Source organism: Gluconobacter aidae (assembly GCF_009547075.1).
GTDB classification, from domain to species: domain Bacteria; phylum Pseudomonadota; class Alphaproteobacteria; order Acetobacterales; family Acetobacteraceae; genus Gluconobacter; species Gluconobacter aidae.
On sequence record NZ_WIPH01000005.1, the window covers coordinates 45,850 to 72,295 of the forward strand.

At 62.0% G+C, this 26,446-nt stretch carries 22 protein-coding genes and 1 other RNA gene; 5 read left to right on the plus strand and 18 right to left on the minus strand.

Features of this window, described 5'->3' with window-relative positions:
* Positions 1–20: 20 nt before the first annotated feature.
* The 4 genes from GFJ39_RS03875 to aroA form a co-directional block, all read right to left on the minus strand.
* On the minus strand, positions 21–3,368 hold the full coding sequence (locus GFJ39_RS03875) for a glycosyltransferase family protein (protein ID WP_153429990.1): 3,348 nt from the start codon (positions 3,366–3,368) through the stop codon (positions 21–23).
* A 245-nt stretch (positions 3,369–3,613) separates the two neighbouring features.
* Positions 3,614–5,326 (minus strand): 30S ribosomal protein S1, encoded by a 1,713-nt coding sequence (rpsA, locus tag GFJ39_RS03880; RefSeq protein ID WP_153430113.1) that lies wholly within the window; start codon positions 5,324–5,326, stop codon positions 3,614–3,616.
* A gap of 253 nt (positions 5,327–5,579) precedes the next feature.
* On the minus strand, positions 5,580–6,221 hold the full coding sequence (gene cmk, locus GFJ39_RS03885; RefSeq protein ID WP_325062823.1) for a (d)CMP kinase: 642 nt from the start codon (positions 6,219–6,221) through the stop codon (positions 5,580–5,582).
* Entirely contained in the window at positions 6,218–7,546 is a 1,329-nt protein-coding gene (gene aroA, locus GFJ39_RS03890; protein ID WP_153429992.1) for a 3-phosphoshikimate 1-carboxyvinyltransferase, read from the minus strand. The genes cmk and aroA overlap by 4 nt, the downstream gene beginning before the upstream one ends.
* Positions 7,547–7,719: 173 nt before the next feature.
* On the opposite strand from aroA, the gene GFJ39_RS03895 reads away from it, so the two are divergent.
* Both GFJ39_RS03895 and GFJ39_RS03900 read left to right on the plus strand, forming a co-directional pair.
* On the plus strand, positions 7,720–8,049 hold the full coding sequence (locus GFJ39_RS03895) for a TIGR02300 family protein (RefSeq protein ID WP_153429994.1): 330 nt from the start codon (positions 7,720–7,722) through the stop codon (positions 8,047–8,049).
* A gap of 43 nt (positions 8,050–8,092) precedes the next feature.
* On the plus strand, positions 8,093–8,596 hold the full coding sequence (locus GFJ39_RS03900) for a chorismate--pyruvate lyase family protein (RefSeq protein WP_153429995.1): 504 nt from the start codon (positions 8,093–8,095) through the stop codon (positions 8,594–8,596).
* 4 nt (positions 8,597–8,600) lie between these two features.
* On the opposite strand, the gene GFJ39_RS03905 is transcribed toward GFJ39_RS03900, so the two are convergent.
* The 8 genes from GFJ39_RS03905 to GFJ39_RS03940 all read right to left on the minus strand — a co-directional run bounded on the left by GFJ39_RS03905 (position 8,601) and on the right by GFJ39_RS03940 (position 16,267).
* Positions 8,601–9,359, minus strand: a complete 759-nt coding sequence (locus GFJ39_RS03905) for an SDR family oxidoreductase (RefSeq protein ID WP_153429997.1) — start codon at positions 9,357–9,359, stop codon at positions 8,601–8,603.
* A gap of 2 nt (positions 9,360–9,361) precedes the next feature.
* Complete coding sequence (recR, locus tag GFJ39_RS03910; protein ID WP_153429999.1) at positions 9,362–9,958, minus strand: recombination mediator RecR; 597 nt, start codon at positions 9,956–9,958, stop codon at positions 9,362–9,364.
* Between the two features lie 22 nt (positions 9,959–9,980).
* The gene (locus GFJ39_RS03915) at positions 9,981–10,304 is read right to left on the minus strand and encodes a YbaB/EbfC family nucleoid-associated protein (RefSeq protein ID WP_153430000.1); all 324 of its coding nucleotides are present in this window, start codon (positions 10,302–10,304) and stop codon (positions 9,981–9,983) included.
* 10 nt (positions 10,305–10,314) lie between these two features.
* Positions 10,315–12,273: a DNA polymerase III subunit gamma/tau gene (locus GFJ39_RS03920; protein WP_153430002.1), complete on the minus strand. Its 1,959-nt coding sequence runs from the start codon at positions 12,271–12,273 to the stop codon at positions 10,315–10,317.
* A gap of 88 nt (positions 12,274–12,361) precedes the next feature.
* An RNA gene (gene ffs / locus GFJ39_RS03925) (signal recognition particle sRNA small type) lies at positions 12,362–12,458 on the minus strand.
* 74 nt (positions 12,459–12,532) lie between these two features.
* On the minus strand, positions 12,533–14,332 hold the full coding sequence (gene ggt / locus GFJ39_RS03930) for a gamma-glutamyltransferase (RefSeq protein ID WP_153430004.1): 1,800 nt from the start codon (positions 14,330–14,332) through the stop codon (positions 12,533–12,535).
* Entirely contained in the window at positions 14,329–15,129 is an 801-nt protein-coding gene (map, locus tag GFJ39_RS03935; protein ID WP_153430006.1) for a type I methionyl aminopeptidase, read from the minus strand. The genes ggt and map overlap by 4 nt, the downstream gene beginning before the upstream one ends.
* A 91-nt stretch (positions 15,130–15,220) precedes the next feature.
* Positions 15,221–16,267, minus strand: a complete 1,047-nt coding sequence (locus GFJ39_RS03940; RefSeq protein WP_153430008.1) for a D-alanyl-D-alanine carboxypeptidase family protein — start codon at positions 16,265–16,267, stop codon at positions 15,221–15,223.
* Between the two features lie 243 nt (positions 16,268–16,510).
* Between GFJ39_RS03940 and clpS the strand changes: the two genes are divergently transcribed.
* Both clpS and clpA read left to right on the plus strand, forming a co-directional pair.
* Positions 16,511–16,942, plus strand: a complete 432-nt coding sequence (gene clpS, locus GFJ39_RS03945) for an ATP-dependent Clp protease adapter ClpS (protein ID WP_407645857.1) — start codon at positions 16,511–16,513, stop codon at positions 16,940–16,942.
* A 129-nt stretch (positions 16,943–17,071) separates the two neighbouring features.
* Positions 17,072–19,387 (plus strand): ATP-dependent Clp protease ATP-binding subunit ClpA, encoded by a 2,316-nt coding sequence (clpA, locus tag GFJ39_RS03950; protein ID WP_153430012.1) that lies wholly within the window; start codon positions 17,072–17,074, stop codon positions 19,385–19,387.
* A gap of 57 nt (positions 19,388–19,444) precedes the next feature.
* Here the strand turns inward: clpA and GFJ39_RS03955 are convergent, their stop codons facing one another.
* Both GFJ39_RS03955 and GFJ39_RS03960 read right to left on the minus strand, forming a co-directional pair.
* On the minus strand, positions 19,445–19,939 hold the full coding sequence (locus GFJ39_RS03955; RefSeq protein ID WP_153430014.1) for a DUF3465 domain-containing protein: 495 nt from the start codon (positions 19,937–19,939) through the stop codon (positions 19,445–19,447).
* Between the two features lie 117 nt (positions 19,940–20,056).
* Positions 20,057–20,749: a bactofilin family protein gene (locus GFJ39_RS03960; protein WP_228391786.1), complete on the minus strand. Its 693-nt coding sequence runs from the start codon at positions 20,747–20,749 to the stop codon at positions 20,057–20,059.
* Between the two features lie 298 nt (positions 20,750–21,047).
* Here GFJ39_RS03960 and GFJ39_RS03970 point away from each other — a divergent pair, with 298 nt between their 5' ends.
* Complete coding sequence (locus tag GFJ39_RS03970; protein WP_153430018.1) at positions 21,048–22,028, plus strand: adenosine kinase; 981 nt, start codon at positions 21,048–21,050, stop codon at positions 22,026–22,028.
* A 32-nt stretch (positions 22,029–22,060) separates the two neighbouring features.
* Here GFJ39_RS03970 and hpnK read toward each other — a convergent pair whose 3' ends face one another.
* The 4 genes from hpnK to GFJ39_RS03990 all read right to left on the minus strand — a co-directional run bounded on the left by hpnK (position 22,061) and on the right by GFJ39_RS03990 (position 26,330).
* Positions 22,061–22,897 carry a hopanoid biosynthesis-associated protein HpnK gene (gene hpnK / locus GFJ39_RS03975; RefSeq protein ID WP_153430020.1) on the minus strand — a complete coding sequence of 279 codons (837 nt, stop codon included), beginning with the start codon at positions 22,895–22,897 and terminating at the stop codon, positions 22,061–22,063.
* Positions 22,898–22,970: 73 nt separating this feature from the next.
* A complete protein-coding gene (hpnJ, locus tag GFJ39_RS03980) occupies positions 22,971–24,395 on the minus strand; it encodes a hopanoid biosynthesis associated radical SAM protein HpnJ (RefSeq protein WP_153430022.1) in 1,425 nt (474 codons plus the stop codon).
* Positions 24,392–25,603, minus strand: a complete 1,212-nt coding sequence (gene hpnI, locus GFJ39_RS03985) for a bacteriohopanetetrol glucosamine biosynthesis glycosyltransferase HpnI (RefSeq protein ID WP_325062824.1) — start codon at positions 25,601–25,603, stop codon at positions 24,392–24,394. Before hpnI ends, hpnJ begins: the two co-directional genes overlap by 4 nt.
* 58 nt (positions 25,604–25,661) lie before the next feature.
* Positions 25,662–26,330: an ABC transporter substrate-binding protein gene (locus tag GFJ39_RS03990; protein ID WP_153430024.1), complete on the minus strand. Its 669-nt coding sequence runs from the start codon at positions 26,328–26,330 to the stop codon at positions 25,662–25,664.
* Positions 26,331–26,446 lie beyond the last annotated feature (116 nt).

The following is a 26,446-nucleotide window of genomic DNA, read 5'->3' on the forward strand; positions in this document are numbered from 1 at the left end:
GCAAGCCTCCTGCTCGCAGGTCAGGAAAGGACTTTTCCCGCGAGAAGACGTTCCCCGCGTTCGACGTTCTCGGTGTGCAGGTCGACATATTCCACGGACAGGATCGCACCGTTGTCGAATGTCACGGCAATATTCGTCATTCTCGATCCGTAGACATCTCCCACGACATTCACGAGGATAAAGCGATAGACACCATCGAGCGGGCGGGCATAGCCTTCGCGCGGCATGAACGTACCGCTGAATCCGGCACAGAGCGGCGCATCGCGATGCGCTGTGCCGACATCGGCGCGAATCACGCGCCTCAGGGCGAAGAACACGATCTCGTCACGGCTTTCCGAGACCAGCCCGCCATAGATCTGGCCGGCCCGGGCCAGATTACGGAAAAACACCCAGCCCCGGACCCACAGAGGACCATCCGGGGTCAATTCAGCAGGAGGATCGCCAACCAGACCCGTGAAATCGTCAATGAAATAATCCAGCGCTCCGGAGGTGTAAGGATGCATATGGTGCTTGCCGACACCCGACAGCTTCACACCGCGCATCAGACCATCACTATGGGAGACACGGCGGAAGTCGGACAGGATGAGATCGTTGGAAGGAGCAGAGCAGATGATCTTCCGGATCTGACCGCCCTCGACTTCGATCTGCATGGACGTCAACTGGAAGGCTCCCTGACCATTGACCACGTTGATGAGACCGATCCGGAAACGTCCTTCACACCATTTCCCACGCAGGGCCACCTTTCCAGAGAAACCGGCGCGACGGGGAGCATTCGCGAAAAGCTCCGCAATATCGACACGGATTTCGCGCTGGCATTCCAGGAAGATCATGGCGCTGTCGGGATCTTCGCCCAGCAGGACCGTGAACATCTGACCCGCTGAACTGATCCCCGGCAGGATCATCCATCCACGAATATGAAATTCGGAAGCCCCCGGGAAGGGTTTCTCTTCCACCCCGGAAAAGACGTGGTGACAGATATCATCGATATAACATTCTGCACCCTGCACCGAGAACCAGTCCGAAACAGGAACCGGCATTTCCACGGAGAGGTCTCGCAGGGTCGGCGGATCGAAGATGTGACGCGGCGGAGCCTGATGGCGCCATGTGGGATGGGCCAGAAGGTGAACCTGCCCGACATCCAGACGAAGTTCCGATACGCCCATTTCGCGACGGGGCGCCATATCGTGATAGAGCCTCAGCAGTTCGTCGGCATAATCCCGGGCATGGGTCCACAGCGCTGGCGTGATGTTCTGCATGATCTGACGACGCAGGGGCTCAGACGAACGTAGCAGTTCCAAGCGTTCGAGCACCATACTCGGGCGGCTGACGGGAACCTTGAAACCATTGACGCCGTCTTCGACGCGGTCTCCCAGAGCACCCACGTCGGTCACGATGGGAATGAGACCGTTCTGCCAGGCCTCAGACAGGGAAATGCAATAGGTCTCGGGCCAGATCGAAAGGTTCAGCGCGACATCCGCCACCTTCAGCGCCTCGATATCCCCCATCTCGTAGCGGCCGTAAATCTTGACATGCGAGCGCGGGACCGCGGTCAGCACCGCTTCATATTCCGGATGCACATAACCGAAGATATGGAAGACAAAATGGTCCGGATGGGCGATATCGATCAGGTTGAGGATCGTATCCGCACCCTTGGTCCGCAGGAAGTTTCCGACAATTGCGACGCCAAGAGGACGGTCCCCCAGAGGCTCGTAAGATTTCATCGCCACCGGAACGGTATTGTCGGGGCTGGGAATGCCCATCACGAGGCTGCGCCTGGTGTCGAGCACAGGATAGATTTCGTGCGTCAGATTTCGGGAATGGACCGTGCCGAACAGGATGGCGTCGACCGAATGCAGCATCTTGGCCACGAAGGCACGACGTGTCTGCTCCCCGCCATGATCCACATTTTCTGAGGCATTGAGCGTGATATCGGCGGCCAGAACGGAGCGGACTTCGTCCTCGACATAGCGGAGTTCGTGGTTCAGCAGGTTGTACCGGGCGGAAACCAGCCAGAAATCATGGGCAGAGAAAATCACACCCGCGCCATTGGCTTTTGCGATGATCGGCAGCGACAGGGCATGGTGTCCCAGATGCTGGAAATGAACGAGATCGACGTTGTACTGGCTTATAACGCTGGAGAACGCCATTTCTTCGGGCGAATCGCACATCGCGTCCTGCCAGCCGACTTCCGGCACGTCGAAACGCTCCAGTTCGTGGCCGTTGGCCGTGGTCAGGCGGCAGAAACCGCCACGACGCAGCCAGTAGAAATACTCCACATCACGCGACAGAAGCGCACACAGACCCTGCTGGTAGACTTCGACGCCACCCCATGCCTGCTCATGAATCGTAGAATGCGTGCACATGAGCACACGCAGCCGGCGACGACGGCGCAGAGGAGCGAGGGCCCTGGAGCGGCGACCGAAGTCAACCCCAGTAATGTCGCGCATCTTCGCGAGACGGTGCTCGTACAGATGCTGCGATACGACGGATTTCTGCGCGGCCAGAGCCGCATTGCGCCGCGCGCCCTTCTGCTGGAGCAGCCGGGCGATGGCATCCACGACCTGATTGGCATCGCGGGCCAGGGCAATGCCGTTCACGGTCTCGAAATGCTCGGCGCCCATGCTTTCCGGAGCTTCCACGACCTGGGCAGCGCCTGCCAGGGCCAGTTCGAAGAAACGCGGCCCTGGAGCCGTCGCCTGACTGACATCACCGTGGCTGGCATAGTCACGGAACATGGTCAGGGTGACGGCGCTGACATTCGCGAAATCAATGAAGGCTTCGTGGCTGATCGGGCGCTGGATGGCCAGCGCAGCCAGATCGGCCGGCAGAGGCGGAAGGAATTCGTTGGTCGGGCAGACGAGCTTGAGACGGGCATCGGGGAACGCTGCGATAACCTTGCGCAGGGTATGAACCCGGTTGGGCCACATTGTACCGGCAAAGAAAATATCATATTCCAGCTCGGCAGCGGGAAGTACGGGGCGCTCATGAATCGACGGGCTTGCGGCCAGCGGCAGGTAATGCCCCTTGCCGTGATAGTATTCAGCACAGGACGGATCGTTCGTGAAAACGAAATCGAAGAGTTCGGCATTCTCGACATTGAAATCCCGCATAAACGGGTCTTCGAATGTCCAGAGGATCATGGTCCTGAATGCAGGACGAACACGACGGATTAACGGAAGATTGATCCGCTGGGCATCCAGGCAGATCAGGACATCATGTTCACCTGAAGCTGCGATACCGGCCAGGCTCATGTTATCCGCGACAACAACCTGCTCTTTGCCGAAAAGCGTCTGGGCTGCCCGCTGAACCGCAAGCGTCAGATAGGAATTGGGATTGTGGGTATAGTTTGTGTTGTAAATGACCGCCATCAATTTCTGGGCTCGGATGCCCACTCCCATATTCAATGTTGGCCAGTCGTCCGGATTCCAGCAGGGCATGCCCTCCGTTCACGACATTTCCGTCTCAGCACACCTCCTTTTGTAGCGGATGGGACGGTTAAGAAAAAGCCCACCCCGAAAGAATGAATTTTCAATAAAAAAAGGGCCGCCGAAGCGACCCTTTTCATACCCGATCAGGAAAAGAAAATCCTCTCCCTGTTCACCAGAGCAGATGCTCAGGCGTCCGTGTTGCGACGGCGGATGGCGGCACCAAGGATATCACCCAGGGATGCGCCCGAGTCTGAAGACCCGTACTCGTTGATCGCAGCCTTGTCTTCCTCGACCTCGCGACCGCGGATCGTCAGGGCCAGCTTGCGGGACGCGCGATCAACGGAGACGACCTTGGCGTCCACCTTCTCACCGACCGCGAAACGCTCCGGACGCTGCTCGGCCTTGTCGCGGGCCAGCTCGGCGCGACGGATGAAGCCGGTCAGGACGTCGTCCACCTTCACTTCGATACCGTTGCTCTGGACAGCGGTCACGACGCAGGTCACGACAGCACCCTTCTGAACGCGGGACAGCGTGTCGGCTGCCGGATCTTCCTGAAGCTGCTTGATGCCCAGGGAGATGCGCTCCTTCTCGGGGTCCACGTCGAGAACCTTGGCCTTGACGACCTGGCCCTTCTCGTAGTGCGCCATGGCTGCTTCGCCCGGCTCGTCCCAGGACAGGTCGGACATGTGAACCATGCCGTCGATGTCTGCGGAAAGACCAACGAACAGACCGAATTCGGTGATGTTGCGGATCTCGCCTTCGATGATCGAACCGACCTTGTGCTCTTCCTCGAACTGCTCCCACGGGTTGCGCTGAACCTGCTTGAGGCCGAGGGAGATGCGGCGCTTGGCGCTGTCCACGTCCAGAACCATGACGTCGACTTCCTGCGAAGTGGCGACGATCTTGCCCGGATGGACGTTCTTCTTCGTCCAGGACATTTCGGAAACATGCACCAGACCTTCGACGCCCGGCTCCAGCTCCACGAATGCACCGTAATCGGTGATGTTCGTGACGCGGCCCGTGAAGCGTGCGCCGGCCGGATACTTGATGGCGACGTTTTCCCACGGATCAGCTTCAAGCTGCTTCATGCCCAGCGAGATGCGCTGCGTATCCGGGTTGAAGCGGATGACCTGCACGCGGACCGGCTGACCGATCTGGAGGGCTTCGGACGGGTGGTTGATGCGCTTCCAGGCGATGTCGGTGACATGCAGGAGGCCGTCAACACCGCCGAGGTCAACGAACGCACCGTAGTCGGTGATGTTCTTGACGACGCCATCGAGGATCATGCCTTCCTTCAGGCCCTGGATCAGCTCGGAGCGCTGTTCCGCACGGGTCTCTTCGAGAACGGCACGACGCGAGACAACGATGTTGCCACGGGCGCGGTCCATCTTCAGGATCTGGAACGGCTGCGGCTGGCCCATCAGGGGTCCGACGTCCCGAACCGGACGGATGTCGACCTGGCTGCCCGGAAGGAACGCCATGGCGCCGCCGAGATCAACCGTGAAGCCGCCCTTGACGCGACCATAGATCGTGCCGTTGACGCGCTGGTTGTTGGCGAACGCACGCTCCAGAGCGGTCCATGCCTCTTCGCGGCGAGCCTTCTCGCGCGACAGGACGATGGAGCCGTCACGGTCTTCGTAACGCTCGACATAAAGCTCGACGACATCGCCCGGCTTCACGTCCGGAGCAACGCCGGCCGGACCGAATTCCTTGAGAGACACGCGGCCTTCGCTCTTGAGGCCGACATCGACGATTGCGAATTCGTCGGTCAGGCGGACAACGCGGCCCGTGACGACGGAACCGTCAAAGCCGGTGTCACGGCCCAGGGTCTCGTCGAGGAGAGCTGCGAAATCTTCGTGAGCGCGCTCGGTCGTGGGGGTCTGAGTGGCTGAAGCCATGTAGATACGATATTCCCGGATGCCCGTTCCGCAGGCGGAGCGGATATCCACGTCTGCGCCAGATCCATGAGGGACCCAACGTCTCCCCGCTGCCGATGAACGGTCAGATCGGGTTATTGGCTGTTCGATCCGCCTGCCAGACGCGGGACGGACCATCCCCCTCCCCTTCGGGACGGGCGATACGGTGCACCAACACCCTGCGGGGGCGCGGTGTCAATAAAAAAAGCCGTTTTACGGGTGCCCCAGCGTCAGCTCAGCCTCGCGACCGACGCAGGGCCACGATTTCGCACGCTTTATCAAGGACCTCGGCGGCGGACAGGCTGTCCGTCTCGATCAGGACCGCATCCGCGGCCTGCACCAGAGGTGCCGTTTCACGCGATGAGTCGCGTTCGTCCCGCGCCACGATTTCGGCCACCGCAGCGTCAAGAGCCCCCCCATCCAGCGGAGTCCCGCCTCCGACCTGACCATGGCGACGCAGGGCGCGGGTGCGTGGAGACGCCGTGATGAAGAATTTCACATCCGCATTCGGGAAAACGACGGTTCCGATATCGCGTCCGTCCACAACCGCCCCGGTTTCAGATGCGAAAACGCGCTGACGATCCAGCAGGGCGACGCGGACTGCGGGCTGGGCCGCTACGAGCGAAGCGCCACGATCGATTTCAGGAACCCGCAGATCCGTCCGGGCCAGATCGGCCTGTTGCAGGGCCCGTGCCTCAGCCGACGCATCGTCAGCCGGATCCAGCCCCGCATTCACCATCCGGCGGGCAACGGCGCGATAGAGCAGTCCGGTATCGAGATAGGGCAGTCCCAGCTTTGCAGCGAGCGCCTTGGCAAGCGTACCCTTCCCGGCCGCGGCGGGACCATCGACGGCAATGACAAGCGGGCGTGCCGTCACGGGGTCAGCCCCGCGCCAAGACCGTTCATCAGGTCCACGAAACCGGGGAAGCTGGTTTCGATGAAAGCCGTGTCGTCCACGTTCACAGGCTTCCGGGCGGCAAGGCCAAGCACGACGGCGCTCATGGCGAGGCGGTGATCCATATGGGTCTCGACCGTGCCGCCACCCAAAGGCGCATGGGCACCCTTCACGATGAGATCGTCCCCGATGACTTCGGTTTCGGCGCCGTTCACGTTCAGCAGGGCGACCGTGGACGCCAGACGGTCACTTTCCTTCACGCGCAGCTCTTCCAGACCGCGCAGACGGGACGAGCCCTCCGCAAAGGCACAGGCCACGGCGAGAACCGGATATTCGTCGATCATGGACGGCGCACGCTCCGGCGGAACGTCCACACCTTTGAGCCGGCTATAGCGCACATGCAGGTCACCGACAGGCTCGCCCCCTTCCACACGCTCGTTTTCAATGGAGAGGCTGGCGCCCATTTCGATCAGGGTCGTGAACAGCCCCGTACGCAGCGGGTTGAGCCCCACGCCTTCAATCCAGATATCCGAACCCGGAACCAGCAGGGCAGCGACAATCGGGAAAGCTGCGGAGGACGGATCGCCGGGGACGGTCACGTCACGGGCGGTCATGCGCACCGGACCCGTCAGGGCGATTCGGCGTCCGCCGGCACCGAAGCGGGAAACATCGACCTCGACGCCGAAGTGGCGGAGCATGTTCTCGGTGTGGTCACGGGTCGCGACGGGCTCTTCCACGACCGTGGTGCCGTGGGCGTTCAGGCCGGCCAGCAGGATGGCGGACTTGACCTGGGCGGACGCGACGGGAAGGCGGTATTCGATCGGCTTGGCCTCGCCCGTCCCGCGAACGGCCATCGGCAGGCGGCCACCTTCGCGGGTCAGGAATTCGGAACCATTGGCAGCCAGCGGAACCGTCACGCGGCGCATGGGCCGCGAGCGGAGCGAGGCATCGCCCGTCATGACACTGTTGAACGCATGGGAAGACAGAATCCCGGACAGCAGGCGGGCTGCCGTGCCGGAATTACCCATGTCCAGAACATCCGCAGGCTCGGTCAAAGCGCCCACGCCGCGGCCCTCAATGGTCCACTCCGTGCCCTCGCGCGTGATTGTCGCGCCAAGGGCGCGCATGGCATCGGCCGTCCGCAGCACGTCTTCACCTTCGAGCAGGCCGGTCACGCGGGTACGGCCGGAAGCGAGAGCGGCGAACATCAGCGAGCGATGGCTGATGGATTTGTCACCCGGAACACGGGTACGGCCGGAAAGTCCCTTGGGGGACGCGGAGACGGTCAGGGGGCGCGAGACTTGCATGGCAATGTTCTGGCTGGGGCTTCCCTCACCTGTCAATCACCTCGTAAATCATGTCGGGGCGGCGCAGCCATGCGTCTGAAAACTGTCAGGAATCACGCTTCGGGATTTGACAGGGCGCGCACAAGCTGGCATGGCCGCGTTCCTTATTCGAGGCATCAGCAGGTTCCCGCACAATGGCAAAACCCGAACTTGGTCTGAAACGGACATGCGTTGAATGCAGCGCCCGCTTCTACGACCTGAACCGCGTCCCTGCGGTGTGCCCGAAATGCGGCACAACGCAGCCAGACGATTCCCGCCTCAAACGCAGCGAGATTCCGCTGCCGGAAGACAAGGATCCGAAGCCCCAGGCAAACGAGCATGAGGACGACGTGGATCTGGAAGTCGCCGAAGATGAGGACGACGATGATGTGATCGCCCCGGACGACGACCTGGACGATGACGACGACGATCTCAGCAATGACATCGAAGTGCCGAATGACAAGGACGACCGCGACGACAACTAAGGTTGTCCCCAAAGTCCTCCGGGCTGTTTCTCTGGCGGTACTTATGAGCGGCTGTTCTGATCCGGAAGGTGTTTTTGCTCCGGACAGCGCAGCCGTTCGCGCATTCAGGGCCCGGCTCGACAGCCAGCCCAGCGCCACGGCCGTGCTTCAGGCCCGCTGCCCCACTCCGATCCGGGTAATCCGCCTGGGCGTGGACCGGGCCGTGACAGAAGACATCCTGACGCTCCTCCAGGTCCGCGAGACGCATCAGGTCATGACACGGCATGTCCGGCTGCTGTGCGGCGAGACCGTGCTGTCGGACGCCTGGAACTGGTATGTGCCCGAGCGACTTTCCCCCGCAATGAACACACTGCTTGAACAGACCGACATCCCGTTCGGTCGTGTGGTCCACCAGACGGCTTTCCGGCGGCAGGGACTCGAAACACGTTTCCCGGGCCAGGCTTCGGGAATCGTTCTGGAAAACCGGGCGCTGCTGAGACGCGGTATCGATGACGCACCGATTTCGCTCGTCGTGGAAGATTATCTTCCCGCCGCGATCCGCCCCTGAGGCTTCAGGAGGCGGGCGACCAGTTCAGATGCTGCCCACCGTCGAGCGCAAGCATCTGGCCTGTCACGGAGGGCAGTGCAAACAGCGCGAACGCGGCCTGTGCGATTTCCTCGGGCGAGGAGCCGTGTTGCAGCGGAGTTCGGGCGCACATGCTGTCAAAATGCTCCTGCGTCTGACGCACGGCCGGCAGGACCGGCCCGGGACCGATGGCGTTCACCCGCACCCGGGGCGCGAGTGCGAGAGCCATGGTCTGCGTCAGGGTCCATAATCCCGTGCGGGACAGGGTATAGCTGACGAAATGCGGGGTCAGGTTCCACACACGCTGGTCCAGCATGTTCAGGATCAGGCCCTCGGCGCCTTCAGGAAGCGCCTGCGCCATGGCCTGCGAGAGCACGAAGGGCGCGCGGAGATTGGTTTCGAGATGCAGGTCCCAGCTTTCGCGGGTCACGCTCCCGATCTCGTCGCGGACAAAGGCGGAGGCGTTGTTGATGAGGATACCGACCGGGCCAAGCGCGGCACCGGCATGGGACAGAAGCGCTTCGACCTCTTCTTCGCGTTGCAGATCGGCTTTGAGGACACAGCCTTTGCCCCCGATCCGCTTCAGCAGGGCCTCGGCATCATTCGTGCTGTCACGGCAGTGAATGGCGACCGCGAATCCCTGCTCCGCCAGCATCTCCACGAGGGACGCGCCGATACGACGCGCGCTTCCCGTGACGAGAGCGACACGGGGGACGCGCGGCGAAATGCGCAATGGCGATGTCATGGTCAGAGCGAGCGACGGGCCGTGAGAGCCGCGGCCAGTGTGCCATCATCCAGCACATCCAGCGCACCTCCCATGGGCACCCCATGCCCCACGCGCGTCACGGTCACGCCTGTAGGCAGAAGACGCTCCTGAAGCCAGTGGGCAGTCGTCGCCCCTTCGACAGTGGCGCTGAGAGCAAGAATGACTTCCCGCACCCCGCCTTCCTCGATCCGCTCGAACAGGGGGCGGACATTCAGGTCATCCGGACCAAGCCCGGCCAGCGCGGACAGGGTGCCACCCAGCACCTGATAAACCCCGCGATGGACGCCTGCGCGTTCCAGCGCCCAGAGATCGCCCACGGTCTCGACCACGCAGATCAGGCCCCGGTCACGCCCTGCATCCGTGCAGATATGGCACGGATCGACCGTATCGAGATTGCCGCACAGGGAGCAGGTCTTCACGCTCGTGGCGGCGCGCTCCATCAGATGGGCGAGTGGCAGCATCCGGCTTTCCGGCTGGCGCAGAAGAGCCAGCGCGGCCCGACGGGCGGAGCGTGGCCCCAGTCCCGGCAGGCGCGCGAGCATGGTGATCAGCCGGTCGATGTCGCCGTGGCCCATCATGGGCGTCATATCCCTACCCGGATCAGAACGGCAGCTTCAGTCCAGCCGGAAGATCGAGTCCACCTGTCACGTCACGCATGGCTTCGGAGCTTGCAGCTTCAGCCTTGGTCCTGGCGTCCGTATAGGCCGCAACAATCAGGTCCTGAAGCGTTTCAATATCACTCGGATCGGCCAGCTGCGGGTCAATTTTCAGGTCACGCATCTCGCCCTTGCCCGTCAGCTTGACCGTCACCAGGCCCGCACCGGCCGAACCATCAACCACAAGAGACGCCAGATTGCTCTGCGCGGCTTCCATCTTGGCCTGCATCTGGCTGGCCTGCTTCATCAGTCCGGCAAGGTTCTTCATCAGTATCGTCCTATCGGTTCAGATTCAGATCGTCTTCATCAAGGAAATCGGCATCCAGCGGCGCGAATTCCAGATCGGGTGGCGCATCATCGGTCAGCGGCACGGTGATTTCCGGCGGCAGACCATATTCATCAAGGGAGTGATCCTGCACTTCCCCGATTTTCGCACCGGGAAAGGCTTTCAGGATAGCCTGCACCAACGGGTGCTCCTCCACCGAAGCCTGATTGATGGCAATGACCTCGGCGCCCTGCTCATCCAGCGTCGGCTCGCCCGGAGCCGTCGAGGCACTGACGCGCCACTGGCCGGGATAGACGCGATCCAGCAGCTTCTGGAGCTGCCGTTCGATGCGGGCCTGTGGCTCTTCGGCACGGATCTGCACATCGGGCGGGGAAAAGCGCACGAGATGCACGGCATTGCGGAGCAGACCGTGCAGCACGGGCTCACGCTCACGCGCCACCATCGCCACCATTTCACGCCAGGTCCGCGGCGGAGGCGGAAGCTCGGGTTCGGGTTCTGGCTGCGGGACAGGTTCGGCGTAACCGATGCCGGGCTCGACGATCTCGCCCCCATTGGCAACCAGCCGGACATGCGCGCGAGGCCCGTGACCACCAGATGCTTCCCTGACACTGCTGGACGCGATGCCGCTGACCGCACCGGACGGCGCGGCGGAAGACGTGCCACCCATCGGGCCTGATGGAGCAGCCGGGAGCGACAGATCCTGCCCCCCTTCGGTCAACTGGCGGATCAGGCGGTCAGGCGTGGGCAGCAGGCTGGCGTGACACAGGCGGATCAGCACCATCTCGGCGGCCTGACGGCGGTCCGGAGCGGTTTCGACTTCCTGTACCCCCTTGAGCAGGATCTGCCAGGCGCGCCCCAGAACTGCATTGGACAGCCGATCGGCCAGAGTCGCACCCCGCGTGCGCTCAGCTTCCGGCAGATCCCGGCCTTCCCGCAGAGATGGAATGGCCTTGAGGCGTGAGATCAGATGCAGCAGATCCAGCAGGTCCGCCAGCAGAACGCCGAGATCGGCGCCGCGGGCATAGGCCCGATCGGTCAGGTCCAGCGCGTCCGCGGGCTTGCCGGCCATCAGGGTATCCAGCAGATCGAAAACCAGTCCGCGATCCGCCAGACCGAGCATATCGGCCACGGCATCGGCGTCGCTGGCCCCCTGCGCGATCGCCTGATCGAGCAGCGAAAGCCCGTCACGTACGGAGCCGTCGGCCGCGCGGGCGATGAGGGCAAGCGCGTCTTCGGAAAGAGTCGCTCCTTCCCTGACGGCGATATTGTGAAAGTGCCCGGCCAGAAGAGACTGCGGGACACGACGCAGATCGAATCGCTGACACCGTGACAGGACCGTGACCGGAACCTTGCGCAGTTCTGTCGTAGCAAAAATGAACGTGACCTGGGGCGGCGGCTCTTCAAGAGTTTTAAGCAGCGCATTGAAGGCATTGCGCGAGAGCATGTGGACTTCATCGATGATGAAGACCTTCATCCGCGCCTGCATCGGACGGAAGCGCGTGGCCTCGATGATTTCACGTACGTCATCCACGCCAGTGCGGGAGGCGGCATCCATTTCCAGGACGTCAGGATGACGGTCCGCCAGAATGGCCGTGCAGTTGGCGCAGACGCCGCACGGATCGGCCGTTGGACCACCCTTGCCGTCCGGACCAATGCAGTTCAGGGCACGGGCGATGATGCGGGCGGTCGTCGTCTTGCCGACACCACGCACGCCCGTCAGCATGAAGGCATGCGCCACACGTTCAAGCTCGAAAGCCCGACGCAGAATCCGGACCAGAGAGTCCTGCCCGATCAGATCATCAAAAGTCTGCGGACGATATTTGCGGGCGAGAACGCGATATGGTGCGACCTCGGCAACGGGCATCGCGGCGTTTTTCTCTGCTGGCGAATCTCCAAAGAAGCCACCACCGCTTTCAGGTGGCAGGGGGAGATCATCGCTTTCATCAGTCATGGAAATGTCGCCCCCCCGGCGCGGAGGATGGAGCCGCAGGATAACGGCCGGGACGCTGCGCAAAAAGCGCATCCGGTAACTGGGTGAGGTAGGAGGCCGGACATTCAACCCGGATAAAACTCACTGCGGCTGCTTCCTTCCGGACCTGACCGGGTTGGCAAGGTATCCGTCCAAAGCCGACCTCCCGGCGCTCTCCTAACACAGAGACGGGGGTGCCTGACAACCCCCAATCATGAGAGAACGCCCTCACCACGCCCCGTTACTCCCCGACAGCCTCGCCACCCGCATGACGCGGATCGGCCGCGCCATAGATCAGACCGGTCTTGGCGGCGGACAGGCTGGGTCGGCCCGCAAGAATCCCCTCGGCCACACCCCAGGGACGATGAGGCGACAGGGCATAACCTTCGGCCTTGAGGGTCTGCATGGTCTCGTCAGACAGCGCATCGGGCTCCAGTTCGACGGCCGAAGGCTCCCACTGTTCGTGGATTCGCGGCAGATCCACGGCCTGACGGATATCCAGCCCGTAATCGATCACACCGAGAATGACGGACAGCGTAATGGTCGGAATACGCGATCCCCCCGGGCTGCCGATCACCATGACGGTTTTCCCGTCCCGCGACACAATGGACGGAGACATCGACGACAGGGGCGTCTTGCCCGGCGCGATCGCATTCGCTTCCGAACCGACGATGCCGAACATGTTGGGCGCACCCGGTTTGGACGAAAAATCGTCCATCTCGTCATTCATCCAGATACCGGTATGCCCGCCCATCACGCCCGCACCGAACCATCCATTGAGGGTGTAGGTCGCGGAAACGGCCATGCCATCATGATCGAGAACGGAGAACTGCGTCGTCTCGTGCTTTTCCTGCGTGTCGGGTGCCGCCTGCGCCACAGGAGCGGGAAGCGGCTCCCCTGCCCTGAGCGTGCTGGACGAAAGGGCACGATCGGTCGGAATGCCCTGACGGATCTGATAGGCATAGGCCGGGTCAATCAGGTGCTCGACGGGGTTGTGCACGAAATCCGGATCGCCCAGGTCACGACGGTCTGAATAGGCGTGACGCATGGCCTCGACTTCACGCTGCACGGACGGTGCCGTGTGCAGGCCAAGCGCATGCATGTCATAGCCCGACAGAATGTTCAGGATCTCGCACAGCGCAACCCCACCCCCGCTCGGCGGGGGCGCGGTATCGATCGTATAGCCACGATAGGTGCAGCGGATCGGTTCGAGATGCCGGATATGATAGGAGGTGAAGTCGGCAGGCTGAAGCAGGCCGCCGCCTTCCGTGCTGGCGCGCACGATTTCTTTCGCGATCGGACCGTCATAGAAGGCTTTGGGACCTTTCTTCGCAATCAGCTCCAGGGAGTTGGCCAGATCCTTCTGCACCAGCCGGTCACCGGCCTGAAGCGGCGTGCCATCGGGGCGCAGATAGAACGCCCGGGCATACGGGTCCTTCTGGAAATAGCGCGTAGACGTGTGCAGGAGATCCGCATCGCCCTGATTCAGAATGAAGCCGTCACGGGCAAGCGCGATGGCGGGCGCCATGGCCTTTGCGCGCGACAGTTTGCCCCATTTCTGAAGGATGGAGTCCAGACCTGCGACCGTGCCGGGAATCGCGACCGCCTTCCAGCCCTCAGTGGACAGACCCGGAATGACCTTGCCCGAGGCATCCTGATACATCGTAGCCGTTGCCGCACCTGGTGCATGCTCGCGGAAATCGATGAAGACCGTCTGGCCAGTCTTCAGACGCAGGGTCATGAACCCGCCACCACCAATATTGCCGGCGGCAGGATAAACCACAGCCAACGCATATCCAACGGCCACGGCGGCATCGACGGCGTTACCGCCCTGCGCCAGGACTTGCGCCCCCGCATCAGATGCAAGGTGCTGGGCCGAGACCACCATGCCGTGCCGCCCTGAAGCCAGAACGCCGGCATTCACATGGTCCGGACCAAAGGCCAGCGGATCATGGGCGGAGCTGAGCGCCTGAGGCGCGGCATTGGCGAGCGTCGTGCTGCTGATCAGAAGCGTGGCGAGGAAAAGCGGAAACGCTCTCATGCAGTCTCTCCATAGGGCGGCTTGGTGTAGCCTTTGGGGGACAGGGTGAAGATTTCGCAGCCATCGGCCGTCACGCCGACCTGATGTTCGAACTGGGCGGACAGGGTGCGGTCACGAGTGACGGCTGTCCAGCCATCATCAAGGATCTTCACGTCCGGGCGGCCGATATTCAGCATGGGCTCGATCGTAAAGACCATGCCTTCCACGAGCTTCACGCCTTCGCCCGGCCTGCCGTAATGCAGGATGTTAGGCTCGGAATGGAAGTCGCGGCCAATGCCGTGGCCACAGAAATCCCGCACGATGGAGAAGCGGTTGGCCTCTGCATATTCCTGGATCGCATGACCGATATCGCCAAGCGTGTTGCCGGGACGAACCTGGGCAATGCCGCGCATCATCGCGTCATAGGTCACATCAACCAGCTTCTCGGCCTTCCTGGGGGCCTTGCCTACGATATACATGCGCGAACTGTCGCCATACCAGCCATCCAGAATGGAGGTGACGTCGATATTGACGATGTCCCCATTGGACAGCTTCCTGGAGCCCGGAATGCCATGGCACACGACGTGGTTGATCGAGATGCAGCAGGATTTTGGATAGCCGCGATAGTTCAACGGGGCTGGCGTGGCGCCATGAGTGATCGTGAAGTCATGGATAAGCCGGTTGAGCTCTTCCGTGGTGACGCCAGGCTGAACATGGGGAGTAATCATGTCCAGCGCCTCTGCCGTCAGACGACCGACGCGATGCAGATGTTTGAAATCGTTCTGATCGTAGAGAACGATACCCCGTGCTTTGTCCATATCTGCTGCCCGATCCTTCAATCTTCAAAAAGCCCGGACAAAATGCGTCTGTCCGGACAGGATCGCAAGGCGGCAGGTCAGATTTTCGGTATCAGCTGTGCCGGGAACGCTTTTTGTGGGTGACGACATGACGCGCGCTGACCATCCGGACGGCCGCACCATGATGGGAAATCCGGCCATAACGACGCGAAGCAGTCGGCGCATCGGCCACTTCCATCGGGCGCGACGCCGCGAGCAGAACAGAATGACGGAAACGACCGCGACGACGGGCCGAAGCCATCAGCACGCCGGATGGCGCCACCGAGTGAAGAAGCGGCTGGGGCGCGACGCCTTCATCCGCGAAACCCTTGTCAAGCAGCGCCACCATCTCCATAGAACGGCGGGTGTTGTTCGGGGCCCCCATCACCACACCGATCAGGCGGACGTTGCCCCGCTGCGCGGAGGTGATGAGATTATGGCCCGCGAGATCGGTATAGCCGGTCTTGAGACCATCCGCGCCCGCATAGATCTTCAGCATCGGATCATGGTTCGGAACCATACGACGATGGAAGTAGAAGGAGGGCACGTTGAAATAGTGGTAATACTGAGGAAAATCCGAAATCAGATGCTGTGACAGCAGGGCGAGATCATGGGCCGTGGTGACCTGATCCGGATCCGGCAGGCCGGACGCGTTGCGGAAGGTCGTGTTGGTCATGCCAAGAGCACGGGCCTGCTGCGTCATGAGCTGCGCGAAGCGGACTTCGTCTCCCCCGCCGAGAAACTCCCCCAGAGCGCAGGCGGCGTCATTGGCGGATTTGGTGACGAGTCCCAGAATACCCTGCTCCACCGTCAGGCGCGTCCCCGGCACGAGCCCGAGCTTGGAAGGCGCCTGGACGGATGCGTGAATGGAGACCGGAACCTGCTCGTTCAGCGTGATCTGATGCGCCTCAAGAGCACGGAAGGTCAGATACAGGGTCATGAGCTTGGTCAGGGACGCCGGATAGCGCTGCAACTCGGCATCCGTTGCCGAGAGAACCGCGCCCGTGCGGGCATCCATCACATAAGTGGACATATGCCCGGCATACTGCGCTTTCGCAGATCCCAGACCCATGGCTGTCATGGCGCACAACAGAAAAGCTTTCTGGAACGGGAAACGCATTTGTCTGACAGCCTCTGAACGGAACATCGTCGCGGGAAAGGTTTCGGGCTCTAAAGCCACCTGCATTGCTGATACTTTAGGCGCATTAAAAACTTCCCGTCCACCAGCTTTGAAGGACTTTCCTTAATTTTTCGTAAGCAGGCGGCAAACGCGGCAGCATCATGGCGGAAGGCGCATAAAAACCTCATTTCAGAGGCGCGCAGCCCTTCTCAAGACCGAAATTCGCACCATATCATACCAGTCATGTCTTCTTATGATCTTCCTCCCTGTCCGAATGGCCTTCTCCGCGCCGCGTTCTCACGGCTCGAATCCCGCATGGGACCGGAGTCTCCCGACTCCATGCCACCTCATGGACCAGAAGACGGGGACGGGGATCAGGACCTTGAAATCGGGGTGGTGGTGCGTCCCCGAACCCGGACACGCAAGCCTTCCATGTACAAGGTTCTGATGCTCAATGATGACTACACGCCAATGGAGTTCGTGGTGCATGTCCTGGAGCGTTTCTTTTCCAAGACGCGCGATGAGGCGACGTCCATCATGCTTCAGGTCCATCAGCGTGGTGTTGGAATCTGCGGTGTGTTCACATATGAAGTTGCCGAGAGCAAGGTGACACAGGTGATGGATCTGGCACGCCAGAACCAGCATCCCCTTCAGTGCACGATCGAGAAAGACTGATCCGTCCGACAGACAGAAAAGCACGGATGCAGGATAATTTGTTGTTTCCTGCTGCGTTTCTGACTGGCGTTACACGTTACTCCGCGACAAGATACCTTTCCTACGAGAGGTCGAGAGGAGCGCTATCCCATGCTGTCCCGTACGCTCGAACAGACGCTCCACCGCGCACTGACATTCGCAGGTGAGCGGCGTCACGAATATGCAACCCTCGAACATCTTCTGCTCGCGCTGACAGAGGACGACGATGCGCTGACGGTCTTCCGGGCATGCGGCATCGACCTCGACAAGCTGCGCTCCGACCTGAAGGATTTTCTGGACAAGGATCTGGCGGGACTGGCGGCGGAACGCCCGACAGAACCCAAGCCGACCGCGGCCTTCCAGCGCGTGATCCAGCGGGCGGCGATCCATGTCCAGAGCACGGGTCGCGACGAAGTCACGGGCGCGAATGTCCTCGTGGCCCTGTTTGCCGAACGCGAAAGCCATGCCGTTTATTTCCTGCAGTTGCAGGACATGACGCGACTCGACGCGGTCAATTTCATCTCCCACGGCATTGCCAAGGCTCCGGACCGTGGCGCGGGACGGCGTCCGGCCGCGGCTTCCAAGGACACGTCCGAGCGTGAGGAGCGCAAGGAAAGCACCAAGGAAGGCGCGCTGGCGACCTATTGCGTCGATCTGAACGAGCGGGCGCGTGAAGGGCGGATCGATCCGCTCATCGGCCGCGATCAGGAAATCGAACGCACGATCCAGATCCTGTGCCGCCGCACCAAGAACAACCCGCTCTATGTGGGTGATCCGGGCGTGGGCAAGACGGCCATTGCCGAAGGTCTGGCCAAGCGGATCGTGGAAGGCGACGTGCCGGAAGTGCTGCTGAACAGCACGATCTACTCGCTCGACATGGGATCGCTTCTGGCTGGCACGCGCTATCGCGGCGATTTCGAAGAGCGGCTGAAGGCCGTCGTGACGGAAATGGACCAGACGCCGGGCGCGATCCTGTTCATCGACGAAATCCATACGGTCATCGGCGCCGGGGCCACTTCCGGCGGTGCGATGGATGCCTCCAACCTGCTCAAGCCAGCCCTGGCTGCGGGAACGCTGCGATGCATCGGATCGACGACCTACAAGGAGTTTCGCCAGCATTTCGAGAAGGACCGGGCACTTGTGCGCCGCTTCCAGAAAATCGACGTGCCTGAGCCTTCCGTCGAAGACGCAATCAAGATCCTGCGCGGCCTGAAAGGCAGTTACGAGAAGCATCACAAGGTCCGTTACACCGACGAGGCCCTGCGCGGCGCGGTCGAACTGGCGGCCAAGTATGTTCATGACCGTAAACTGCCGGACAAGGCGATCGACGTGATCGACGAAGTCGGCGCGGCGCGGATGCTGGTGCCCGAGAACAAGCGCCGCAAGACGGTGACGCTGAAAGATGTGGAAGAGGCGATCGCCAAGATCGCCCGCATCCCTCCCAAAAGCGTCTCGGCTAATGACCGTGAGACCCTGCGCCACCTGGAGCGGGATCTCCGCAACATGGTCTTCGGGCAGGACAAGGCGATCGACGCACTGGCGGCGGCGATCAAGCTGTCCCGTGCGGGTCTGCGCGATGCGGAAAAGCCGATCGGCAACTACCTGTTCTCCGGCCCCACGGGTGTCGGCAAGACGGAAGTCGCGAAACAGCTTTCCAACTCGCTTGGAATCGAGCTGATCCGCTTCGACATGTCCGAATACATGGAGCGTCATTCGATCTCCCGCCTGATCGGTGCGCCGCCGGGTTATGTCGGGTTCGATCAGGGCGGTCTGCTGACGGATGCGATCGACCAGCATCCTCATGCGGTCCTGCTTCTGGACGAAATCGAAAAGGCCCATCCGGACCTGTTCAATGTCCTGCTTCAGGTCATGGATCATGGTCGCCTGACGGACCACAACGGCAAGGTCGTTGATTTCCGGAACGTGATCCTGATCATGACCACGAACGCGGGCGCGGCGGATCTGTCCAAGGAGACGATCGGATTTGGCCGGACCGTGCGCAGCGGTGAGGATGAAGAGGCAATCAAGCGGCTGTTTACGCCGGAATTCCGCAACCGTCTGGATGCGATCATTCCATTCGCCAACCTGACGCCGGAAACGGTGGGCCGCGTGGTCGAGAAGTTCGTGTTGCAGCTTGAGGCGCAGCTTGCCGATCGTCATGTCACGATCGAGATCTCCTCGAGCGCGAAAGAGTGGTTGGCCGAGCGCGGATATGACCGCCTGTATGGCGCACGTCCTCTGGGCCGCGTCATTCAGGAGCACATCAAGAAACCGCTGGCGGAAGAGCTGCTCTTCGGGCGGCTTGCTCAGGGTGGCGCCGTGAAGATCGGCATGAAGAACGGCGCGCTCGACTTCGACATCATCGAAGGTCGGGACAGCGCCAGGGGCGAGGATGGGGCTTCCAAGAAAGACGAAGCGACAAACTGAAGCCCTTTCCAACAAGAAAAAGGCCCGGTGAGACACTGTCTCGCCGGGCCTTTTTCGTTACTGGTACCGGGTGCCGTTCACGACCACATAGCCGGGCCAGCGCCATTTGCGGCTCGTGCCGTGATGGGTCCAGTCCACACCCTGACGACGCAGGCTGTCGTAGTAATACCGCCCCTGCACTTCGACCTGATCGCCCTTGTTGACCCAGGGCCATTGGGGGGCGTTCATCTCATCGAGGTCGGAGACGATCCGGATGGAAACACCCTGCCCGACCGACACATAGAAATAGCCATGCCAGCCGCTGCGGGTCCGTCTGGCCTTTGGAGAAATGGCGAGGACCTGTCCGCACAGATGCTCGGGAAGATCGATGCGGGTGGGGCCGGACTGCTCAAGCCCCTGCTGATCCGCAAGGAAACGGGCATTATCGCAGGTGGCAGGCATGTCGTGGGGGGCCTGGCGTGTCAGGGCCTGCCCGAAAAGACCCTGCGCGGACGCGGCGAAGGGGGCGCACAGCAGGGCTGCGGCAACTGCGGGGAGCAGACGGAATGTCATGGAGCTTCTCCTGTCTGGGCGGCCCTGGGCGATGTTCTGCCGCCAGCGGAAAGGACCCGGACACAAAAAAGCCCGCCCCGACACGGGAACGGGCTTTCTGCTGGTCCGGAAAACGGATCAGGGGGCTTCGCTGGCACCTTCACCAGCAGCCGGGCCGGCCTTGGCGGCGTCGCTGGCAGCCGGGCGTATGGGCGCACCATCCGTAATCATTTCGAGCTGACCGGTGATCTGCCCCCCGTCCTCGACCTGCAGGCGACGGCACTTCACCTTGCCGATCAGACGGCCGGTGGAGCGGATCGTCAGGCTGCCATTGACGGTCAGGGTGCCGTCAATCGTGCCGGCCAGTTCCGCGTCCTCGACTTCAACACCACCGCGGAAGACGCCGCCATGCGTGACCTGAAGCTCGCTGGCCTGGATCATGCTGGATTCGACGGTCCCTTCGACCACGAGGCGCTCGGCGTCCTGCACCGAACCCTGGACGCTGATGCCACGGCCCACGACGAGCGTGCGGCGCTCCGGACCGGTCTGGCGGGGTGCGCCCGGAACGGCGGCCGCACCAGGGCGCGGAGCCCCTGCCGGCATCGCGCCCGTCGGAGAGTTGGGGGACGGCGGTGTCGGAAAAGGGGTACGACCCATGGGAGCGGGGTCCTTCTGCTGGTTGGGCTGCTGGGGACTGGCAGGCGATCCGGATCCTGACGCGGGAGCCGTCTGGCTGGGAGCGTCCGGCCGGTTGGGGAAAATGGGCTGTCCTGCGAGCTTGCTGTTCTCTGCAGGTTTGGAGTCATCTTCCGGTTTGCGTCTTCTGAACAAGGAAACCCCGCTGCGGATCTGGAAAAGAACACTCTCTGTCTAGGACATCTCCCGTATGTTCCATCGCGAGGGCGGAACAGTCAGGTCGGGCCTTTCGACAACGCTACACGCTCACCACCCGGCGGGACAAGACGCGCATTTCCATAAATGTGCCGAATGGCCACGCAGGAAAACGGCGCCGGATGGACCGGGAGTTGGCGTGAACCCACAGGGGACCTATGATCGTGTTGATTTAATGGCGCAGTCCGCCCGTTAAATGTTTTTTTCTGAAGTTTTCAGCGACCTGACCGGAGTTCCAATGTCTGCACCCCAGCATGACCTTCTGTGTATCGGCAATGCCATCGTCGACGTTCTCGCCCCTGTGGGCCAGGATCTGATCGACGGGCTTGGCGCCGCTGCCGGGAGCATGACCCTGATTGACGCTCCTACGGCGCATGCCATCGAAAGCCGTGTCGATATCGAAAATGTGACCGGCGGCGGTTCCGGCGCGAACACCGCCGTCGTGGCGGCCCGCATGGGCGCAAAGGTTGCGTATCTCGGCAAGGTGACGGCTGACGAAGCCGGCGACCACTTCACACGTGACATCCGCGAGCAGGGCATCACCTTCCCGTCCGAGCCGCTGCCGGCCGCCGATGGCACCCCGACCGCACGCTGCATCGTTCTGGTCACGCCGGAAGGCCAGCGGACGATGTTCACCTATCTCGGTGCCTGCACGGAGTTCACACCCGAGGACGTGCACGAATCCGTCGTGGCCGATGCGGCGATCACCTATCTGGAAGGCTATCTGTACGACAAGCCGCAGGCCCAGGAAGCATTCGAACACGCTGCCCGCCTGGCCCGCAAGGCCAACCGTCAGGTCGCCCTGACGCTGTCCGACACGTTCTGTGTGGAACGCCATCGCGCTGCCTTCCACGAACTTGTGGCCGGTCATGTGGACATCCTGTTCGCCAACGAAGCCGAACTTCTGGCCCTGTATGAAGTCACCGATTTCGAAGAGGCCGTCGCACAGGTCTCCGCCGAGACGAAGCTGGCCGTCATCACGCGCGGCGAGAAGGGCGCGGTCGTGATCGGCGACGGAGAGCGCCATGACGTGCCGACGACCGAAGTGAAGGTCGTGGACACCACGGGCGCCGGTGACGCATTCGCCGCGGGCTTCCTCGCCGGTCTGAGCAGGAAGCATGACCTCGTGACCTGCGCGAAGCTGGGTAATCAGGCTGCCGGCGAGATCATCACGCGCTATGGCGCGCGCCCGACCGAGGCGTTTACGCTGACGGCCTGAGGCTTACCCTGCCCCGCCGGTCAGGGCCGGTCTTACAGATCGGCCCAGCCGATGCGGGCGACCCCAGACCGGTCGAATGACGCCCGCACAGCCGGGTCCAGAAGGGCGGCCAGCTCGCCTTCCTGCTCATAGCCCGGCATGAAGCGCTTCATCATGGCGTTCTGGGCTGTGGCGGGGTGAAAGTAGATTTCGCTCGTGCCAGCCGGCAGGCGCGGAATGAGGCCGCGAATATGATCCGGCGTCATATGGCCGGACCAGCGCAGACCGAAACACCAGTCATTGGTCTTCAGACCCGCTTTGCGGATCTGGTGACGCAGGACGCCGATCCAGTGACGCAGGGCACGATCTCCCAGCGTGTCGTTGGCTTCAACAGGCTCCGGCGGCTCAAAGGGCGAGCGCACCGCCTGCAGTCCATGCTCCAGCCCGGCCTCGATCAGGAAACGTCCCACGGTCGGATGCAGATGCATGTGCTTGTGGGCGTTGGCATGATCGAGCGTCAGCCCGCTCCCGGCGAAAGCCCGAAACTGGGCGACGATCTCGCGGCGCAGGGCCTTGCGCGCGGCCGGGCAGAAGAAATACTCGACACCCAGACGCAACTGGTTGCGCCCGAACCACCCCTGCTCATCCGTGATGGCAGGCAGATCGAGCACGGACTTGCCCTCGATCGCCACGACATGCAGTCCGACCTTCAGATCCGGCATGGTCTTCGCACGCCGGATGGCATCTTCGGCGGCATCGCCCGCGACCATCAGGCTGGTCGTGGACAGGATGCCGTTGCGATGGGCCTGTTCGATGGCCTCGTTGACTTCAAGGCTCATGCCGAAATCGTCTGCGGATACGATGGCGCGGCGAAGGGTGCTGGATGTCATGGAAGGTCTCACGAAAAAGGGGCCACGACATCTGCCATGGCCCCTGGGTAGTATCCGGTCAAACGCGCACTGTTCAGGCGGCGTGACGGTCCTTGAGGAACTGGAAAAACTCCACGCCCTCGCGCAGACGACGCTTCATCATCTGCGGGCTGCGGACCATCTCGTTGACGATCGAGGCGATCTTGGAGCCACGGAAGTAGAACTTGCGATAGAATTCCTCGACGCTCTCGAAGATTTCCGTATGCGACAGATGCGGGTAGTGCAGCGGAGCGATCTGCACGCCGCTCTCATCGATCAGTTCGGCTTCCGCCTCGTTCAGCCAGCCGTTTTCCGTCGCCTGCTTGTGCAGGAACGTGCCCGGATACGGCGCGGCCAGGGAAACCTGTAGGGTATGCGGGTTGATTTCCTTGGCGAACTCGATCGTCTCCTGGATGGTCTCCTTCGTCTCACCCGGCAGGCCGACGATGAAGGTCCCGTGGATCTTGATGCCCAGCTTGTGGCAGTTGCGCGTGAATTCCTTGGCGGTCTCGACGCGCATGCCCTTCTTGATGTTGTGCAGGATCTGCTGGTTGCCGCTCTCATAGCCAACCAGCAGCAGGCGCAGGCCGTTCTCCTTGAGAACCTTCAGGGTCTCGTAAGGAACATTCGCCTTGGCGTTGCAGGACCAGGTGACACCGAGCTTGCCCATTTCACGGGCAATGGCTTCCGCGCGCGGCAGGTCGTCCGTGAAGGTGTCATCATCGAACATGAATTCCTGCACTTCCGGGAAGTACTGCTTGGCCAGACGCACTTCGGCAGCCACATGCTCGGGGCTGCGAGTCCGGTAGCGGTGCCCGCCAACCGTCTGCGGCCACAGGCAGAACGTGCAGCGCGACTTGCAGCCACGGCCCGTATAGATCGAAATGTAGGGGTGCTTCAGATAGCCGATGAAGTAGTCGTTGATGTTCAGGTCACGCTTGTAGACCTCGGTCACGAACGGCAGGCTGTCCATGTCCTCGATCATCGCGCGATCCTTGTTCGCGATGATCTCACCCTTCTCGTTGCGCCAGGTGATGCCGTCCACTTCAGCGAGCGGCTTGCCCTCGGCGATTTCCTTGATGGTGAAGTCGAACTCGTTGCGGGCCACGAAATCGATCGGGCCGCCTTTCTCCATGCTCTCCGTAGGCTGGACGGCAACCTTCGCGCCCACCATGCCGATCATCAGCTTGGGATTCGCATCCTTGAGCATCTGGGCGACGCGCACGTCGGATGCAAAGGACGGCGTGGAGGTGTGCATGACGACGAGATCACGGTTCTTCACGTCTTCGAGAATGGGATCCATGCCCATCTTGGCCGGCGGCGCATCGATCAGGCGCGATCCGGGAACGAGCGCGGCAGGCTGAGCCAGCCATGTCGGATACCAGAAGGACTTGATCTCACGCTTCGCCTGGTAGCGGGAGCCAGCGCCGCCATCGAAGCCGTCGAAGGAAGGAGGCTGGAGAAAAAGGGTTCTCATCATGATCGGACACTCCTGTGGGTGGCGCCGGCCTGGAGCGAGGGGGCGCAGGACGCGGAATTACGTTTTCTTCGGGCGATATGGACCGTTCTGCCCCGCCATGCAACGCGTGATCCGCGCGCACTGCCCACCATAATGGCCGCGGACAGCCAGTCACGGACGACCAGGAGCGGGATTGCGGCCGGGAGCGGGCACTCCGTGGCACGATCCATGATGCGGCTTCCGATGGCGCGCACCAGCCATGTCAGAAGCAGCATGAACCATGTCCACCAGGCGTTCGGACGGAACAGGACAGCCGTCACGGCCCAGAACAGGGGAAGCTGGATGGCGGACAGTCCATAGCCGACGGGAGCGACATTTTTGACGGTCCGCCCCCACCGCAGCTCATGGGCCAGCAGTTCACTGAGTGAATGTTCGCCCACAGTCGTGTGGGTCAGGGTCGGCGCGATGGTAATGGTCTCACCCCGCGCCCGGATAAGCTGGCCCAGTTCGGCATCGTCAGCCACATGATCGACCAGCGCCTCAAGGCCGCCGATCTCCTCAAGGGTCTGACGCCGCAGGGCCATCGTGGCCCCAAGACAGTCCTGACGCCCCAGAAAACGGGACATCATGACGCCGGGCAGGAAGTTATGATTGATCTGGCAGGCGCCAAGCTGCTGCACGAGCGTGCCTGTGGCCGGACGCCCTGCATACAATGTCGTGACCAGACCCGTCCCCTGCTCTTCCAGACTCGTCACCACGTGACGCAGATAGTTGGGACTGGCGTGAATATCGGAGTCGGAAATCACGATAATGTCATGACGGGCTTCGCCGTACATGTTCATCAGATTTCCGACCTTGCGGTTCGGACCGTGTTCCTGCGGATCAACCACCACGCTGGCGGGAATCCGCGGATGACGCGCCCGAAGGCGCTCAATGACGGCTAGGGCGGTATCTTCCCTGTCCTGAACGCCGAAGACAATCTGGAAATCCGGGTAGTCCTGCGTGAACACGCTTTCCAGCGCATCCTCCAGCAGCGGCTCATTGCCATGCAGCGGCTTGAGAACCGTGACTGAAGGCCAGGTCCGGTCCGACAGGCGCAGGGCGTCATCCGCTCTGCGCTCCGTCCGACGGAACCGTGCGAGCAGGGTTGCGCCCGCCAGCGCCTGCAGATTGCCGGCGGCGGAAACAAGGGCGCAGAAACCGGCCGCGATCGTAAGAGGTAAGGGCACGACGGTCTTCTAGCCTTCCCGAACATTTTTGGGAAAGGGTGCGGTCGCGGGTGCGGACTCAGTCATGCAGGAAATGGGCAGTCTTGCTGTCCAGATGATCGGCCAGACCATTGGCGCCACCCTGGCTCAGAGCCCCGCCGAAATCGGCGCGCTGGGCAGCGACCTGACTGATATGGGCATTGAGCAGAACATCGGTAATCCGCCAGCCGGACGCGCCATTCGTCATGATGTAGTCGATCGGAGTGACCTCCCCGCCATCCATACCGCCAATCGTCGTATCGACGATCTGGCCTCCGGTCGGACTGGGCCGGGTCTGCGAAGACACCGTGAATGCCGCCTGGGCTTCAGGTTTGAACGAAGAGGCGTACCGGGCAATCGTGAACTGGCGGAACGATCCCAGAAGACGGGTCCGGTCGGACGGGCTCAGGTTGTTGTAGCGCACACCGACCGAACGGCGGAGAATCGCTTCGAGGTCAAAGGCACGATCTACGGCCGGGGCGATCATCGTCGCACGCTGCCGGGCGGTCTTTCCCGTCTTCTGGGCCGCTTTCAGGGCGTCATACAGAGACAAGATCGGCGCCACCGCGGATGTCGAATCAGCCGGCGCCGCCATGACGGCCGTCTGGGCCAGGGCGGCGGGGGCAAGCGCCGTCAGGGCGACAGGCCCCGTCAGAAGGCAGGCGGACAGAAGGGACCGGGTCACTTTCGGGGAAAAACGGCAAATCATGATCGTGCTTTCGTCCTGTAGACAGTTCCGTGCGTAGAGATCAGGTTCATGACACACTGTATCAAGCTCCTGTAACAAGTTCTGGCATCCATAGAGCGATCTGTGCTCGATTAGCC

Excerpts from the sequence above, each read along its gene's own strand:
- GFJ39_RS03875 (WP_153429990.1), bottom strand. The coding sequence starts at position 3,368 with ATGGCGGTCATTTACAACACAAACTATACCCACAATCCCAATTCCTAT.
- rpsA (WP_153430113.1), bottom strand. The coding sequence starts at position 5,326 with ATGGCTTCAGCCACTCAGACCCCCACGACCGAGCGCGCTCACGAAGAT.
- aroA (WP_153429992.1), bottom strand. The coding sequence starts at position 7,546 with ATGCAAGTCTCGCGCCCCCTGACCGTCTCCGCGTCCCCCAAGGGACTT.
- GFJ39_RS03895 (WP_153429994.1), top strand. The coding sequence starts at position 7,720 with ATGGCAAAACCCGAACTTGGTCTGAAACGGACATGCGTTGAATGCAGC.
- GFJ39_RS03900 (WP_153429995.1), top strand. The coding sequence starts at position 8,093 with ATGAGCGGCTGTTCTGATCCGGAAGGTGTTTTTGCTCCGGACAGCGCA.
- GFJ39_RS03905 (WP_153429997.1), bottom strand. The coding sequence starts at position 9,359 with ATGACATCGCCATTGCGCATTTCGCCGCGCGTCCCCCGTGTCGCTCTC.
- recR (WP_153429999.1), bottom strand. The coding sequence starts at position 9,958 with ATGATGGGCCACGGCGACATCGACCGGCTGATCACCATGCTCGCGCGC.
- GFJ39_RS03915 (WP_153430000.1), bottom strand. The coding sequence starts at position 10,304 with ATGAAGAACCTTGCCGGACTGATGAAGCAGGCCAGCCAGATGCAGGCC.
- GFJ39_RS03920 (WP_153430002.1), bottom strand. The coding sequence starts at position 12,273 with ATGACTGATGAAAGCGATGATCTCCCCCTGCCACCTGAAAGCGGTGGT.
- ggt (WP_153430004.1), bottom strand. The coding sequence starts at position 14,332 with ATGAGAGCGTTTCCGCTTTTCCTCGCCACGCTTCTGATCAGCAGCACG.
- map (WP_153430006.1), bottom strand. The coding sequence starts at position 15,129 with ATGGACAAAGCACGGGGTATCGTTCTCTACGATCAGAACGATTTCAAA.
- GFJ39_RS03940 (WP_153430008.1), bottom strand. The coding sequence starts at position 16,267 with ATGCGTTTCCCGTTCCAGAAAGCTTTTCTGTTGTGCGCCATGACAGCC.
- clpS (WP_407645857.1), top strand. The coding sequence starts at position 16,511 with ATGTCTTCTTATGATCTTCCTCCCTGTCCGAATGGCCTTCTCCGCGCC.
- clpA (WP_153430012.1), top strand. The coding sequence starts at position 17,072 with ATGCTGTCCCGTACGCTCGAACAGACGCTCCACCGCGCACTGACATTC.
- GFJ39_RS03955 (WP_153430014.1), bottom strand. The coding sequence starts at position 19,939 with ATGACATTCCGTCTGCTCCCCGCAGTTGCCGCAGCCCTGCTGTGCGCC.
- GFJ39_RS03970 (WP_153430018.1), top strand. The coding sequence starts at position 21,048 with ATGTCTGCACCCCAGCATGACCTTCTGTGTATCGGCAATGCCATCGTC.
- hpnK (WP_153430020.1), bottom strand. The coding sequence starts at position 22,897 with ATGACATCCAGCACCCTTCGCCGCGCCATCGTATCCGCAGACGATTTC.
- hpnJ (WP_153430022.1), bottom strand. The coding sequence starts at position 24,395 with ATGATGAGAACCCTTTTTCTCCAGCCTCCTTCCTTCGACGGCTTCGAT.
- GFJ39_RS03990 (WP_153430024.1), bottom strand. The coding sequence starts at position 26,330 with ATGATTTGCCGTTTTTCCCCGAAAGTGACCCGGTCCCTTCTGTCCGCC.